At 65.3% G+C, this 11,966-nt stretch carries 11 protein-coding genes; 7 read left to right on the top strand and 4 right to left on the bottom strand.

Going from position 1 to position 11,966, the window contains the following annotated elements; all coding sequences use genetic code 11:
* Nucleotides 1–8: 8 nt before the first annotated feature.
* Nucleotides 9–425, top strand: coding sequence for an Ivy family c-type lysozyme inhibitor (locus QZ409_RS13430; RefSeq protein ID WP_296712150.1), 417 nt, complete (start codon nt 9–11; stop codon nt 423–425).
* A gap of 29 nt (nt 426–454) precedes the next feature.
* On the opposite strand, the gene QZ409_RS13425 is transcribed toward QZ409_RS13430, so the two are convergent.
* Nucleotides 455–871, bottom strand: coding sequence for a DUF2147 domain-containing protein (locus QZ409_RS13425; protein ID WP_296712147.1), 417 nt, complete (start codon nt 869–871; stop codon nt 455–457).
* Between the two features lie 251 nt (nt 872–1,122).
* Between QZ409_RS13425 and QZ409_RS13420 the strand changes: the two genes are divergently transcribed.
* A complete protein-coding gene (locus QZ409_RS13420) occupies nt 1,123–3,852 on the top strand; it encodes a bifunctional acetate--CoA ligase family protein/GNAT family N-acetyltransferase (protein WP_296712144.1) in 2,730 nt (909 codons plus the stop codon).
* 158 nt (nt 3,853–4,010) lie between these two features.
* Here the strand turns inward: QZ409_RS13420 and QZ409_RS13415 are convergent, their stop codons facing one another.
* Nucleotides 4,011–5,516: a L,D-transpeptidase family protein gene (locus QZ409_RS13415; protein ID WP_296712140.1), complete on the bottom strand. Its 1,506-nt coding sequence runs from the start codon at nt 5,514–5,516 to the stop codon at nt 4,011–4,013.
* 33 nt (nt 5,517–5,549) lie between these two features.
* The gene (locus tag QZ409_RS13410; protein ID WP_296712136.1) at nt 5,550–5,771 is read right to left on the bottom strand and encodes a hypothetical protein; all 222 of its coding nucleotides are present in this window, start codon (nt 5,769–5,771) and stop codon (nt 5,550–5,552) included.
* On the opposite strand from QZ409_RS13410, the gene QZ409_RS13405 reads away from it, so the two are divergent.
* Nucleotides 5,770–6,564, top strand: coding sequence for a DUF2076 domain-containing protein (locus QZ409_RS13405; protein WP_296712131.1), 795 nt, complete (start codon nt 5,770–5,772; stop codon nt 6,562–6,564). The genes QZ409_RS13410 and QZ409_RS13405 overlap by 2 nt on opposite strands.
* 54 nt (nt 6,565–6,618) lie before the next feature.
* On the opposite strand, the gene irrA is transcribed toward QZ409_RS13405, so the two are convergent.
* Complete coding sequence (irrA, locus tag QZ409_RS13400) at nt 6,619–7,146, bottom strand: iron response transcriptional regulator IrrA (RefSeq protein WP_296712127.1); 528 nt, start codon at nt 7,144–7,146, stop codon at nt 6,619–6,621.
* A gap of 263 nt (nt 7,147–7,409) precedes the next feature.
* Between irrA and fabA the strand changes: the two genes are divergently transcribed.
* The 4 genes from fabA to QZ409_RS13380 all read left to right on the top strand — a co-directional run bounded on the left by fabA (nt 7,410) and on the right by QZ409_RS13380 (nt 11,965).
* Nucleotides 7,410–7,925: a 3-hydroxyacyl-[acyl-carrier-protein] dehydratase FabA gene (gene fabA, locus QZ409_RS13395; RefSeq protein ID WP_296712124.1), complete on the top strand. Its 516-nt coding sequence runs from the start codon at nt 7,410–7,412 to the stop codon at nt 7,923–7,925.
* 57 nt (nt 7,926–7,982) lie between these two features.
* Nucleotides 7,983–9,203: a beta-ketoacyl-ACP synthase I gene (gene fabB / locus QZ409_RS13390; RefSeq protein ID WP_296712120.1), complete on the top strand. Its 1,221-nt coding sequence runs from the start codon at nt 7,983–7,985 to the stop codon at nt 9,201–9,203.
* Nucleotides 9,204–9,217: 14 nt separating this feature from the next.
* A complete protein-coding gene (gene fabI / locus QZ409_RS13385) occupies nt 9,218–10,036 on the top strand; it encodes an enoyl-ACP reductase FabI (protein WP_296712118.1) in 819 nt (272 codons plus the stop codon).
* A gap of 63 nt (nt 10,037–10,099) precedes the next feature.
* The gene (locus QZ409_RS13380; protein ID WP_296712114.1) at nt 10,100–11,965 is read left to right on the top strand and encodes a hypothetical protein; all 1,866 of its coding nucleotides are present in this window, start codon (nt 10,100–10,102) and stop codon (nt 11,963–11,965) included.
* Nucleotide 11,966 lies beyond the last annotated feature (1 nt).

The raw sequence follows: 11,966 nt of genomic DNA, 5'->3' as shown, positions 1-11,966 counted from the left end.
AGTTTTCCATGCGCAATGCCGGCCATTGGCGCAACGCCTGTCTCGCCCTGCTGATCTCGGCGACGCCGCTTGGCGGCACGCGGGCGCAGGATTATCCGCCCGATATCGCCACGGCGACGCCTGCGGCCTTTGCCGCCTGGCGCGCGGTCACGCCGATCGAATATCGCAACAAGGCGTGGATCGGCCAGCTGAACGGCGTTTCCACGCCTATGGAGCGCATCAAACTGCGTGGAAAGCCGTTTTATTATGGCTCCGTCTGCATTCCGCATGATTGCGGCGGCAATTTCGTCGCCTTTCTGATCGCCGTCGATGGCGCCGAGGCCTCGGGCCTGCTGTCCTCACAGTCGCTGGGCGTGCGCCATCGCTGGTTCGGCGCTCCCGACTCCGAGGCGCGGGCGCTGCTGCAGAAAAAAATCGGCGATTGAGGCGATTGATCGGCCCGCGCGCGGAAAACTCAGTTCGCGCGCGCCCAGGTCATGGACTTGCAGATCAGCCCGCCGAACACGCAGCCGCTGGTGCGCAGCTTCTTGCCGTTGACGACCATCTTGCCGCTATAGGTCTTGCCGTCTTCGGGGTTGAAGGCCTGGCCGGTCCAGCTGTTCTGGTCTGCGCGCGCCATGTCGAAAAACACCTTCTGGCCGACATGGGCCTTGGAATTCGGATTTTTCAGCCAGACGACGGTCCCGCACAGGGCCGCGCCGCAGGGCGAGAACTGCACCTTCGAGGCGCCGTCCTCGCGCATCCAGACGCCCTCGGCGTCCTGCGCGCGCGCGGCGGGAGCGCCCAGAGCGGCGAAAAGTGCGGCCGCAGGCAAGACGGAGCGAAAAAGCCTGCGACAATCCAGGTTGAGCATGGTTCCCAGGTTCAGCATGGTTCCTCCCGCGAAGCCGCCGTTCCCGGGCTGGCGTCGTGACCTCGGCCGATTGAAGAATGATCCATCGCAAAGCTTGCGCGAGGCAAATGCGCGAATCATGTCCCGCCGATTTCGTTCATATATTACTTAAACCCGCGCCGCGCTTTTCGTGCAAGGGCAATCGGCCGGAGCCGGGCGCGACCGGGCTTTGCGGGTGAATTGCCGCCCGAAAGCGTTTATGTTCGCGCTTGCGAAGTTGGAGATCATATATGAGCACCCGTCACCTGGACCGCGCCCTCCATCCGCGATCCCTGGCGCTGTTTGGCGCGAGCGATCGTCCCGGTTCGACCGGGCGCGCCGTGCTCGACAATATTGTCTCGGCCGGCTTTCCCGGCCTGCTCCATGTCGTCAACCCGCGCTATGAGGAGATTGCGGGACGCAAGTCGTTCAAGGCGCTGCGCGACATTCCCGAGCGGCCGGATCTGGTGATCGTTGTCGCGCCGAAGGACATGGTCGCCGCCATTGTCAACGAGGCGGCGGATATTTCGGTCCCCGCCGTCATCGTCATGACCGACGATCCCACGCCCGGCGCCGATTCCCTGTTCGAACAGTTGCGCTCCATCGCGCGCCGGCGCGACATCCGCATTTTTGGCCCCAATTGCCACGGTCTGATCGCGCCGCGCGTCAAGTTGAACGCCAGCCTCTCGGCCCAGCCTGTGCTGCCGGGCGACCTCGCGGTGATTTCGCAATCTGCGGCGGTGATGGGCGCCATCGTGGCCTGGGGCCATACGCGACAGGTCGGTTTTTCCGGCATGGCCTCGCTGGGCCACATGGCCGACGTCTCCATCGACGACATGCTCGATTTCTACGCGCTCGATCCCGTGACGCGCGCGATCCTGCTCTATGTGGAAACACTGGAGGATTCCAAGGGCTTCATGTCCGCCGCGCGCGCCGCCTCCCGCGTCAAGCCGGTCATTGTCGTGCGCTCGGGCCGCCACGAGGCCTCGCGCCGCGCCGGCACCCATGCCGGCAATCTCGCCACCACCGATGAGGTCTATGACGCCGCCTTCCGCCGCGCGGGCCTGCTGCGCGTGCCGGACATCGACTCGCTGTTCGACGCCGCCGAAGCGCTTGGCCGCGTGAAGCCTTTCAATGGCGACCGGCTCGCCATCGTCACCAACGGGCGCGGCGTCGGCTATCTCGCCATCGACCAGTTGCTCGACCTCCACGGCAAGCTCGCCGAAATTTCCCCCGCGACCCGCGACGCGCTCAAGCCGATCCTGCCGGCCAGCTGGTCCGGCTCGGCGCCGGTGGAGCTCGCCGGCGACGGCGGCGCCGATGACTATGGCCAGGCCCTGTCCCTGGTGCTGCAGGACAAGGCCAATGACGCGGTTCTGGCGATGCATTCGCCCAATGTTCTATCCAGCAGCGAGGAGACGGCCCGGGCGGCGGTGGAGGCGGTGAAAAAACATCGCCGCGCCTCGATCAACGCCAAGCCGGTCTTCGCCGTCTGGTATGGCGCGGACGAGGCGATCAACCATGTGTTCGAGGAGGCGCGCATTCCGCATTACGAGCGGGGCGCCGTCGCCGGTTTCATGCATATGGTCAACTGGCGCCAGGCCCGCGAGGCGCTGATGGCGGCGCCGCCCTCGATGCCGGTGGATTTCGCGCCGGACACCTCAAAGGCGCGGGCCGTCGTCCAGCAGGCGATCGCGCGCGGCAACAGCTGGCTGGCGCCCGTCGAGATCAGCGCTTTGCTGGAGGCCTATGACATTCCGATTGCTCCGGCGCGGCTCGCGCGCTCGCCGGAAGAGGCGGCGGAAGTGGCGCGTCTGGTGCTCGGCCGCTACGGCGGATGCGTCGTCAAGATCATGTCGCGCGACATCATCCATAAATCGGACCTCGGCGGCGTCGTGCTCGACCTGCGCACGGTCGAGCAGGTTGTCGAGGCCACGCGGAAAATGCTGGAGCGCGTCGCCATCGAGGCGCCCCACGCGCAGGTGGACGGCGTCACCATTCATCCGATGGTGCGGCGTCCCAATGCGCGCGAACTGGTGATGGGCGTCACCGACGACCCGACGTTCGGACCCGTCATCGTGTTCGGGCGCGGCGGCAAGGCGGTGGAGGTCATTAACGACAAGGCGCTGGCCCTGCCGCCGCTCGACCTGTCGCTGGCGCGCGGCCTCATCGAACAGACGCGCGTGGTGCGCGCGCTGCGCGACTACCGCGACATCCCGGCCGCCGACATCGACGCCGTCGCCCTGCTGCTGGTCAAGCTTTCCCAGCTTTCCGCCGACATTCCAGAAGTACGCGAGCTGGAGCTCAATCCGGTCCTGGCCGATTCCGACGGCGTCGTGGTGGTGGACGCCCGCGCGCTGGTCGCGCCTTCGGAGGGCCGCGTGCTCTCGGGCTGCAATCCCCGCTTCGCGGTCTCGCCCTATCCCAAGGCGCAGGAGCGGCGCACCACGCTGAAGAACGGGACGCCGGTGCAGTTGCGTCCGGTTCGGCCCGAAGACGAGGAAATGTACAAGGTCTTCTTCACTCATGTCTCGCCGGAGGACATTCGCCTGCGCTTCTTTGCGCCCGTGAAGGAGTTTTCGCACGCCTTCATCGCGCGCCTCATCCAGATCGATTATGCGCGGTCCTTCGTCTGCGTCGCAGTGGACGAGAACACCGGGCTGATGCTGGGCGTGGTGCGGCTGATGCTCGACGCCGACCACGAGCATGGCGAATATGCCGTCCTGCTGCGTTCGGACCTGAAAGGGCAGGGCCTCGGCTGGAAGCTCATGAAATATATGATCGAATTCGCCCGCGCCGAGGGCATCAAGACGGTCGAGGGCCAGGTGCTCAGCGAAAACCAGCCCATGCTGTCGATGAATCAGGCGCTCGGTTTCACCATCCAGGACGATCCGGGCGAGCATGGCGTGAAGAAGGTCGTGCTCGACCTGACCCAGCCTCCGACCGAGGCCGAGACGCGGGTTAATCCAGAGGCGAAGTAATACCAAGACTCACGGGTGAGAACCTGTGAGTCTTGGTTAGGCGTGACTGCGCCCAATAGCCCGTCGAAAGACGGGCGTCTCTCGACGCCCTTTTGGCTGATGCGAGGGATTCCTTGACCGCGACGCGTCGCGGTCAAGGAGAAATGGCATAAGAGCCTTCAGCCCCCTACGGTGTCGACGTTATAGACATCATCGCGGAAATGGACTGTGCCGTCGGCGGAGGCCCAGCCGGTCATATAGACCCAGACCACCGGCACGGGCTTCGGCAGCTTGATGTCCTCGCGCGCGCCGGAGGCGATGCGTTGCTGGATCATCTGGCCGGTCCAGCCAGCGCCCGAAGCGCCGCCTGAGGTGCTTCCCGGCGCCGTCCCAATCGTCGCGGCGGCGCTGGCAAGCAGCGGATCGGACGAGACCGCCGCCGAAGAGGCCCCATTTGCGGCGCCGTTCACCGGAACGCCCTGCAGCAGCCAGGCGGCGAGATCATAGACGCCCTGCACGCGCACGCAGCCATGCGACAGGAAGCGATAGTCATTGGCGAATAGATTGCGCGACGGCGTGTCGTGCATATAGACGGCGTCGGGATTGGGCATGGCGATGCGGATCAGGCCCAGCGAATTGCCCGCGCCCGAGTCCTGGCGCAGCGTGTAATTCGTCGCCCTGTCCGAGTTCCAGTTGATCGAGCCCGGATTGATCTCCTGCCCCTTGCCGTCGAGGATGCGGATGCGCGCGCGCGCCAGATAGTTCGGCTGCTTGCGCATTTTCGGGATGATCTCGTTCTTGATGATCGAGACCGGCACCGTCCAGGTCGGGTTGAGGTTGATCGCGACGATTTTTGCCGCGATTTCGGGCGAATGATGCTCCGGCCCGCCGACGATGGCGGCGTAGCGCCGCGCGACGTGGTTGTTTTCGACTGCGTCGACAGCGGTGGAAGGAATATTGACCGCGACATATTTTTCGCCGAAGGGGAAGTTCAGCCCGGCGAGCCTTTGCGCGCTGGAGGCCAGTTGCTTGAAGCGGACATTGGCGGGCACGTTCATGGCGCGAAGGGTCGCGCCGGCGACGATTCCGGTCTGCTTCAGCCCATTGCGAAACTGGAAGCGCTTGACCGCGGCGGTGAGGGCGGGCGTCCACGCCGCGCCATTGGCTTCGGCGCCGACGATGTCGCCCTCGACCGCAAGGCGGCGGCGCAGGGTCGCGACCGCCGGGCCCTTGGCGCCGGGCGAGAGCGCGCCGGGCACGACCGGCCAGCCGCCCGCGTCGACTATCGCGGCATAGCGTTCCGAAGCCTTGGCGGTGGTGAAGAAGGTCTCCGGCTGGAGAACGGGGGTCGGGTCGTCGGACAGCGCCATTTCGCGCGGCGGCGGCGCCGGCTTGGGCTTCGGCTTGACCGGCGCAACCTGCGCGGCCGCGGGCGCGGCGGGGTTTTGAGCGGGCGCAGCCGCGGGGGCTTCGGGCGCTACGGCGGCGGGCGCTGGCGCGGCGGTAGCGGGCGTCGTCGTCGCCGGGGCCGCGGGCGCGGTAGGGGCGGGCGTCGCTGGAGCGGCCTCGACCGGCTGGTTGGCGAGCGGCGTCGGCGAAAGCGCGCTTTGCGCAAAACCGGCCAGCGGCGCGGCGCAGAGCGCGGTCGCCGAAAGAAGGGCCAAAATTCTCGTCTTGCGCCTCATGATGCGAAATTTCCCTCGACCGTCGCCTTCCCTTTAAGAACCATGCGACGGCGATTGCCAAGGTTTTTGCGGGTTCTGGCGCAAATTCCCTGTTTCTGTGGCCTTTTTACGGCTATGGCGGGCGAGTGTTCCCATACGCCGCAACATGACGGAAATTTCATCTTGCGCCGCCTTTTCTTCGTCGCGCGGGCCGCCCATATTCCGGGCGTCCGGCCATAGCACGAAGCGCCGTTCGCCATAAAGGAAATGCGCCATGTCGCCCGAAGAACGCCAGTTGCTCTCCGAATTGTTCGAACGCGTCCGCAGCCAGGCGAATGCTCCGCGCGACCGCGACGCCGAAGCCTTGATCGCCGACAGCGTGCGCGCCCAGCCCTATGCGCCCTATCTGCTGGCGCAGGCGGTGCTGGTGCAGGAGCAGACCCTGCGCGCGGCGGACCAGAAAATCCGCGAATTGCAAGCCCAGGCCAGCCAGCTTGAGGCGGAAGTTAGCCAGCTGCACGCCCAGGCCCAGTCCGCGCCGCAAAATTCGGGCGGCTTTCTCGGCGGCCTGTTTGGCGGCGCCGCACGCCCCGCGAGCCAGCCGCAGCCGGCTCCCAATCCGTGGGGCGCCGCGCCCCAGGCCCAGCAATATGCGCCGTCTCCGCAGCAGCCAGGTCCCTCGCCTTGGGGCGCGCCACAGCAGCAACAGCCTCAGGGCGGCGGCTTTTTGAAAAACGCAATGGGCGCGGCCGCTGGCGTGGCCGGCGGTGTGCTGCTGGCTGATTCGCTTCGCGGCCTGTTCGGCGGCGGGCATGGCTCGGGCGGCGGCCTTGGCGCTGGTCTCGGCTCGGGGCTTGGCGGAACCGGGCTTGGGGGAACAGGGCTTGGCGGCTCGGGGACTGGCGGCGGCGAGACGATCGTGAATAATTTCTTCGACACGCCGAAAAAGGATCAGGACAAGTCGGTGCTCGATTCGCCGCAGGATAAGGACCAGAATCTTTCCGACGCCGATTATTCGGGCGACGACGATTTCTTTGGCGGCGACGACGATTACAGCTCGGACGTCTGAGCCGGCGGCATCACTCAAGGCCCGCCCGCCGCAAGGCCGGGCGGGTTCGCCGTTTCAGGAGTCCGTTTTGCGGCGCAGGCGGATCACCACGTCGACGCGGGCGATTTCCATGCCTTCGGGCGGCTCCGGCAGCCGGCTGAAATCAATCATCTCCTGCGGCAGATCGACCAGCAGATGGGTTTCGTCCTCGGTCAGGAAATGCTGGTGGGCGGCGAGATTGGTGTCGAAATAGGTCTTGGCGCCGTCAACCGTCACTTCCTTCAGCAGCCCCACCGAAGTGAACTGGTTCAGGGTATTGTAGACCGTGGCGAGCGAGATCGGCGTGCGCGCCTTCAACGCCTCTTCATAGAGCCGTTCCGCCGTCACGTGGCGGTCGCCGCCGCCAAACAGCAGCCAGCCGAGGCGCAGGCGCTGCCGGGTCGGACGCAGGCCCGCGTCGCTCAGCTTGCGCCGCAGGTCATGTAGCGGGCAGCCATTGAGTTCGGCGCCGGCCTTGGTGGTGGCGAAAATCGCGTTGCGGCCTTTCGCCGCGCTGTCGGGCTCCCGCCGCGAGCGGGACGCGCTCTCTCTTTTCTCCATCACGACGACCTTTCACCTTGGCGAAGCGGCAGGTTTTTCTTGGTTCAAATCGCCGCGCGCCATCGCCAGATATAGACTTTTGCGTCAGTGGCGGCAATATCGGCGCGTCGGGGCGCAGCTCATCATTCCGGGAATCGTTCGAGGCTTCTACTTCTTTTTGCGCGGCTTTCAGCCCCTCGATTGCTGTGTTAGAAGGCGCGGTTCATCATCTTGCGCCGCCGCGCCCAAGCGCGCCGCGCGGCGTCACTACAGGGGAAATGTCCCATATGGGCGAGAAACGCTCCAGTTTCGCTTATGAAGATCTTCTGGCTTGCGGTCGTGGCGAACTTTTCGGCCAGGGCAATGCGCAATTGCCCCTGCCGCCGATGCTGATGTTCGACCGCATCGTGGAGATCGGCGAGGAGGGCGGCGCCCATGGAAAAGGCCTGGTCCGCGCCGAATTCGACATCAAGCCGGACCTCTGGTTCTTCGGCTGCCATTTCCAGGGCGATCCCGTCATGCCCGGCTGTCTTGGCCTCGACGCCCTGTGGCAGCTCACCGGCTTCTTCCTCGGCTGGCTCGGCCTGCCCGGCCGTGGCCGCGCTTTGGGCGTCGGCGAGGTGAAATTCGCCAATCAGGTGTTGCCGAGCGTCAAGAAGGTCGTCTATGGCGTCGAGGTGAAGCGCGTGTTCAAGGGCAAGCTCGTCCTCGGCATCGCCGACGGCTGGCTTGAGGCCGACGGCGTCCGCATCTATGAAGTCAAGGACATGCGCGTCGGCCTGTTCCAGCCTGTCGCGGGCTGAGGCCCGCGCCCAAAGCGGCCCCGTGAAAGAGCCGCTCACCCAACAAGGAGTGAAAGCATGAGGCGCGTCGTCGTCACCGGCATCGGCATTGTCTCTTCGATCGGCAATAACGTCGAGGAGGTCACGGCATCGCTGCGCGAGGCGCGGGCGGGCATCGTGCGGGCCGAAAAATATGCGGAACTGGGCTTCCGCTGCCAGGTTCACGGAGCGCCGACGCTCGATCCCGAAAAGCTCGTCGATCGCCGCGCCATGCGCTTCCACGCCACGGGCACGGCCTGGAACCATGTCGCCATGGATCAGGCCATTGCGGATTCCGGCCTGGAAACGGCCGATATCGTCAATCCGCGCACCGGCATCATCATGGGCTCGGGCGGTCCCTCGACCCGCGTCATCGTCGAATCGGCCGACATTACGCGGACCAAGGGCCCCAAGCGCGTCGGGCCCTTCGCGGTGCCCAAGGCCATGTCCTCCACCGCCTCGGCGACTCTCGCCACCTGGTTCAAGATCAAGGGCGTCAATTATTCGATTTCGTCGGCCTGCTCCACCTCCGCGCATTGCATCGGCAATGCCGCGGAAATGATCCAATATGGCAAGCAGGACGTGATGTTCGCCGGCGGCTGCGAAGAGCTGGACTGGACGCTGTCCGTGCTGTTCGACGCCATGGGCGCGATGTCGTCCTCCTATAATGATACGCCCGCGACGGCCTCGCGCGCCTATGACGCCGACCGCGACGGCTTCGTCATCGCCGGCGGCGCGGGCGTCGTGGTGCTGGAGGAATATGAGCACGCCAAGGCGCGGGGCGCGAAAATTTATGCCGAACTCGCAGGCTATGGCCTGACCTCCGACGGCCATGACATGGTCGCCCCTTCGGGAGAGGGCGCCGAGCGCTGCATGCGGATGGCGCTGGAGACCTGCAAGATTCCGATCGACTATATCAATCCCCACGCGACCTCGACGCCGGTTGGCGATCTCAAGGAGATCGAGGCGATCCGGAAAGTCTTCGGCGCCGACAAATGCCCGCCGATCTCGGCCACCAAATCGCTCACGGGCCATTCGCTCGGCGCCGCGGGCGTGCAGGAAACGATCTATTCGCTGCTGATGCAGCAGAACAATTTTATCTGTGAAAGCGCCAATATCGCCAATCTCGATCCGGCCTTCGCCGATATGAATATCCTGCGTCAGCGTCGGGATAACCAGCAGCTCGGGGCGGTGCTGTCCAATTCCTTCGGATTTGGCGGCACCAACGCGACGCTGATCTTCAAAAATATCGACGCTTGACCGAGAGTGCGCGCATGACAGTTTCCGCCAAGGGCTTGATGACGGGCAAACGCGGCCTCATCATGGGCGTGGCCAACAACCACTCCATCGCCTGGGGCATCGCCCAGGCCGTCGCCGCCGAGGGCGCCGAACTCGCCTTCACCTATCAGGGCGAGGCGCTGGGCAAGCGGGTGAAGCCGCTCGCCGAGAGTCTCGGCTCCACGCTCACCTTGCCCTGCGACGTCGAGGATCTCGCCAGCGTCGACGCGCTGTTCGCGGAACTTGAAAAGCATTGGGGGACGCTGGATTTCATCGTCCACGCGATTGGCTTCTCGGACAAGAACGAGTTGAAGGGCCGCTATGTCGACGCCACGACGCGCGAGAATTTCTCGCGCACCATGGTGATCTCGGCCTTTTCCTTCACCGAAATCGCGCAGCGCGCGATGAAGCTGATGCCGAACGGCGGCTCCCTGCTCACCTTGACCTATGGCGGTTCGACCCGCGTCATGCCCAATTACAACGTGATGGGCGTGGCGAAGGCGGCGCTGGAATCCAGCGTGCGCTATCTCGCGGCCGATCTCGGCGCGCAGAACATCCGCGTCAACGCCATTTCCGCCGGGCCGATCCGCACGCTGGCGGGCGCCGGCATCGCCGACGCGCGCTTCATGTTCAATTTCCAGAAGGCCCATGCGCCGCTGCGGCGGACGGTGACGATCGAGGACGTCGGCGGTTCGGCGCTCTATCTGCTGTCCGGTCTTTCGGCCGGCGTGACCGGCGAGATCCATTTCGTGGACGCTGGCTATAACGCCATCTCCATGCCCCAGCCGGGCAGCCTCAAGGCCGATCTGGAATAGCGGCTTCTTAAGCCTTTTGCCGCCATATTCCCGCGTCGCGGCTGTGACGCGGGAGACCTTCATTTGCATCAGGCGCCGAGCATCGTTTCCCCGGACGCGGAGCCGAGCTCCCCTGCCCAAAATCCGACGCGGGATCACCTCGCGCGCGGGAATGTCGGGCTCTGGCTGGCCGTGGCCTGCGCGCTCGCTCTGTCCCTCGTCCTGCAACAGTCCCGCCTGCTGACGGTTTGGCGCACCGGCGGCTTCTTCGACACCGACGACGCCATGCGCATGGTTCAGGTCCGCGATCTGCTGGCGGGTCAGGGCTGGTACGACATGACGCAATGGCGGCTCGACGCGCCGGGCGGCGTCTTCATGCACTGGTCGCGGATCGTCGATATTCCGCTCGTCCTGCTGTTGAAATTCTTCGGGCTCTTCCTGGCGCCGGAGCAGGCCGAGCGCGCGGCGCGGATCGCCTTTCCCACGCTCATGTTCGCTGTTTTACTCTCGGGCGGCGCCTGGGCGGCGCGGATCTTTGCGGGGGCCTCCGCGCGGGTCTATGGCGTGTTCGCCATCCTGTTTTGCGGCGTGTTCTTCTGGCAGTTCCCGCCCGGCCGCATCGATCATCACGCGCCGCAGATCACGCTGTTGTTCTTCGCCGTCGCGGCGCTCGCCCGCGCCTTCGATCCGGCGCAAGCACGCTGGGCCGCGCTCGCCGGCGCCTGCATGGCGGTCTCTCTCGGCATTGGCCTCGAAAACATGCCGTTTTTTGCGGTGATCGCGGGCGCTCCGGGCCTCATTTTCGTATTGCGGGGAGCCGAGGCGCGCGAGCTCTTGCGCTCCTTCGCTATCGGTCTCGCTCCGACGCTGACAGTCGTATTTTTGATGACGGTTGGGCCACGCAACTGGTTCGTTCCCGCCTGCGATGCTTTGTCGGCGCCCTGGTTGGTTGGCGCGCTTTGTGGTGCGGCGGCCTATGGGGCGTTGTCCTTGTTGGGCTCATTGTCATTCGCAGGTCGAATCGCCTCTCTGGGCGTGTTTGGCGTGGCCAGTCTGGCGCCAATTGTCCTGTACTGGCCGATTTGCCTGCAGCCGCTCTATGCCGGTGTCGATCCCGTGGTGAAGAGTTTATGGCTCGATCACGTGGGCGAAAATTTGACGCTTCGCCAGGATTTCGCGGTTTCGCCCGGCGGGGCTTTGCTGATGGCGCTCCCGATTCTGATCGGTTTGTGCGGCGCACTTTTCGGCATGCTGTCCACCTCGGGAATTGCGCGGGTGCGTTGGCTGTTTCTTGCATGCGTCGTAGCCGTCGGTTTTGCCCTTGGCTGCCTGTGCTTGCGCGTCTTTTCCTCGACCATGCCGCTTGCGGCGCTTGGCCTGTTGGCGCCAGTCGCCGCTTTGCGGCGGCGCCTCGCAGGCCGGGGCGAAGCGCTTGCGGCGACAGCGAGTCTTGCCGCTCTCTTCGCCCTGTCGTCATTCGGAGTTGCTTTGGCTCTGCCCGAACTGAAGCCGTCGGCGGAAGCGGAAAATTCGCCGGACATGTTCTGGCGCCGGCCCTCAGCCTGTCTCGATTCGGCGAGCTACGAGCCGTTGGCCGGTCTCGCGCCCGGCCTTGCCGTCGCGCCCGTCTCCGCCGGCTCCTATCTCCTTGCCCATACGCATTTGAGCGTTCTGGCCGCTCCCTATCATCGCAACAATCACGGCAATCGCGCGGCGCTTGACATTTTGCGCAGCGCCCCGGCGCTGGCGGAATCCCTGGCGCGCAAGGCCGGCGTGGCTTATGTGCTGCTGTGCTGGGATGCGCCGGCGGATGTCGCGGCATACAATGCCATGGGCGCGGACAGTCTCGCCGCCCAGATCGTGGCGGGGCAGGCGCCTGGTTGGTTGCGCGCGCTGCCGGTCACAGGAACGCCATTGCATGTCTTTACGGTGACGCCGCTGGACGATTGAC

The organism is Rhodoblastus sp. (genome assembly GCF_019449565.1).
GTDB lineage: Bacteria > Pseudomonadota > Alphaproteobacteria > Rhizobiales > Beijerinckiaceae > Rhodoblastus.
This window is presented reverse-complemented; position numbering and strand designations above follow the sequence as displayed.

Coding starts and splice junctions, on each gene's coding strand:
- QZ409_RS13430 (WP_296712150.1), top strand. CDS start 9: ATGCGCAATGCCGGCCATTGGCGCAACGCCTGTCTCGCCCTGCTGATC.
- QZ409_RS13425 (WP_296712147.1), bottom strand. CDS start 871: ATGCTGAACCTGGGAACCATGCTCAACCTGGATTGTCGCAGGCTTTTT.
- QZ409_RS13420 (WP_296712144.1), top strand. CDS start 1,123: ATGAGCACCCGTCACCTGGACCGCGCCCTCCATCCGCGATCCCTGGCG.
- QZ409_RS13415 (WP_296712140.1), bottom strand. CDS start 5,516: ATGAGGCGCAAGACGAGAATTTTGGCCCTTCTTTCGGCGACCGCGCTC.
- QZ409_RS13405 (WP_296712131.1), top strand. CDS start 5,770: ATGTCGCCCGAAGAACGCCAGTTGCTCTCCGAATTGTTCGAACGCGTC.
- QZ409_RS13410 (WP_296712136.1), bottom strand. CDS start 5,771: ATGGCGCATTTCCTTTATGGCGAACGGCGCTTCGTGCTATGGCCGGAC.
- fabA (WP_296712124.1), top strand. CDS start 7,410: ATGGGCGAGAAACGCTCCAGTTTCGCTTATGAAGATCTTCTGGCTTGC.
- fabB (WP_296712120.1), top strand. CDS start 7,983: ATGAGGCGCGTCGTCGTCACCGGCATCGGCATTGTCTCTTCGATCGGC.
- fabI (WP_296712118.1), top strand. CDS start 9,218: ATGACAGTTTCCGCCAAGGGCTTGATGACGGGCAAACGCGGCCTCATC.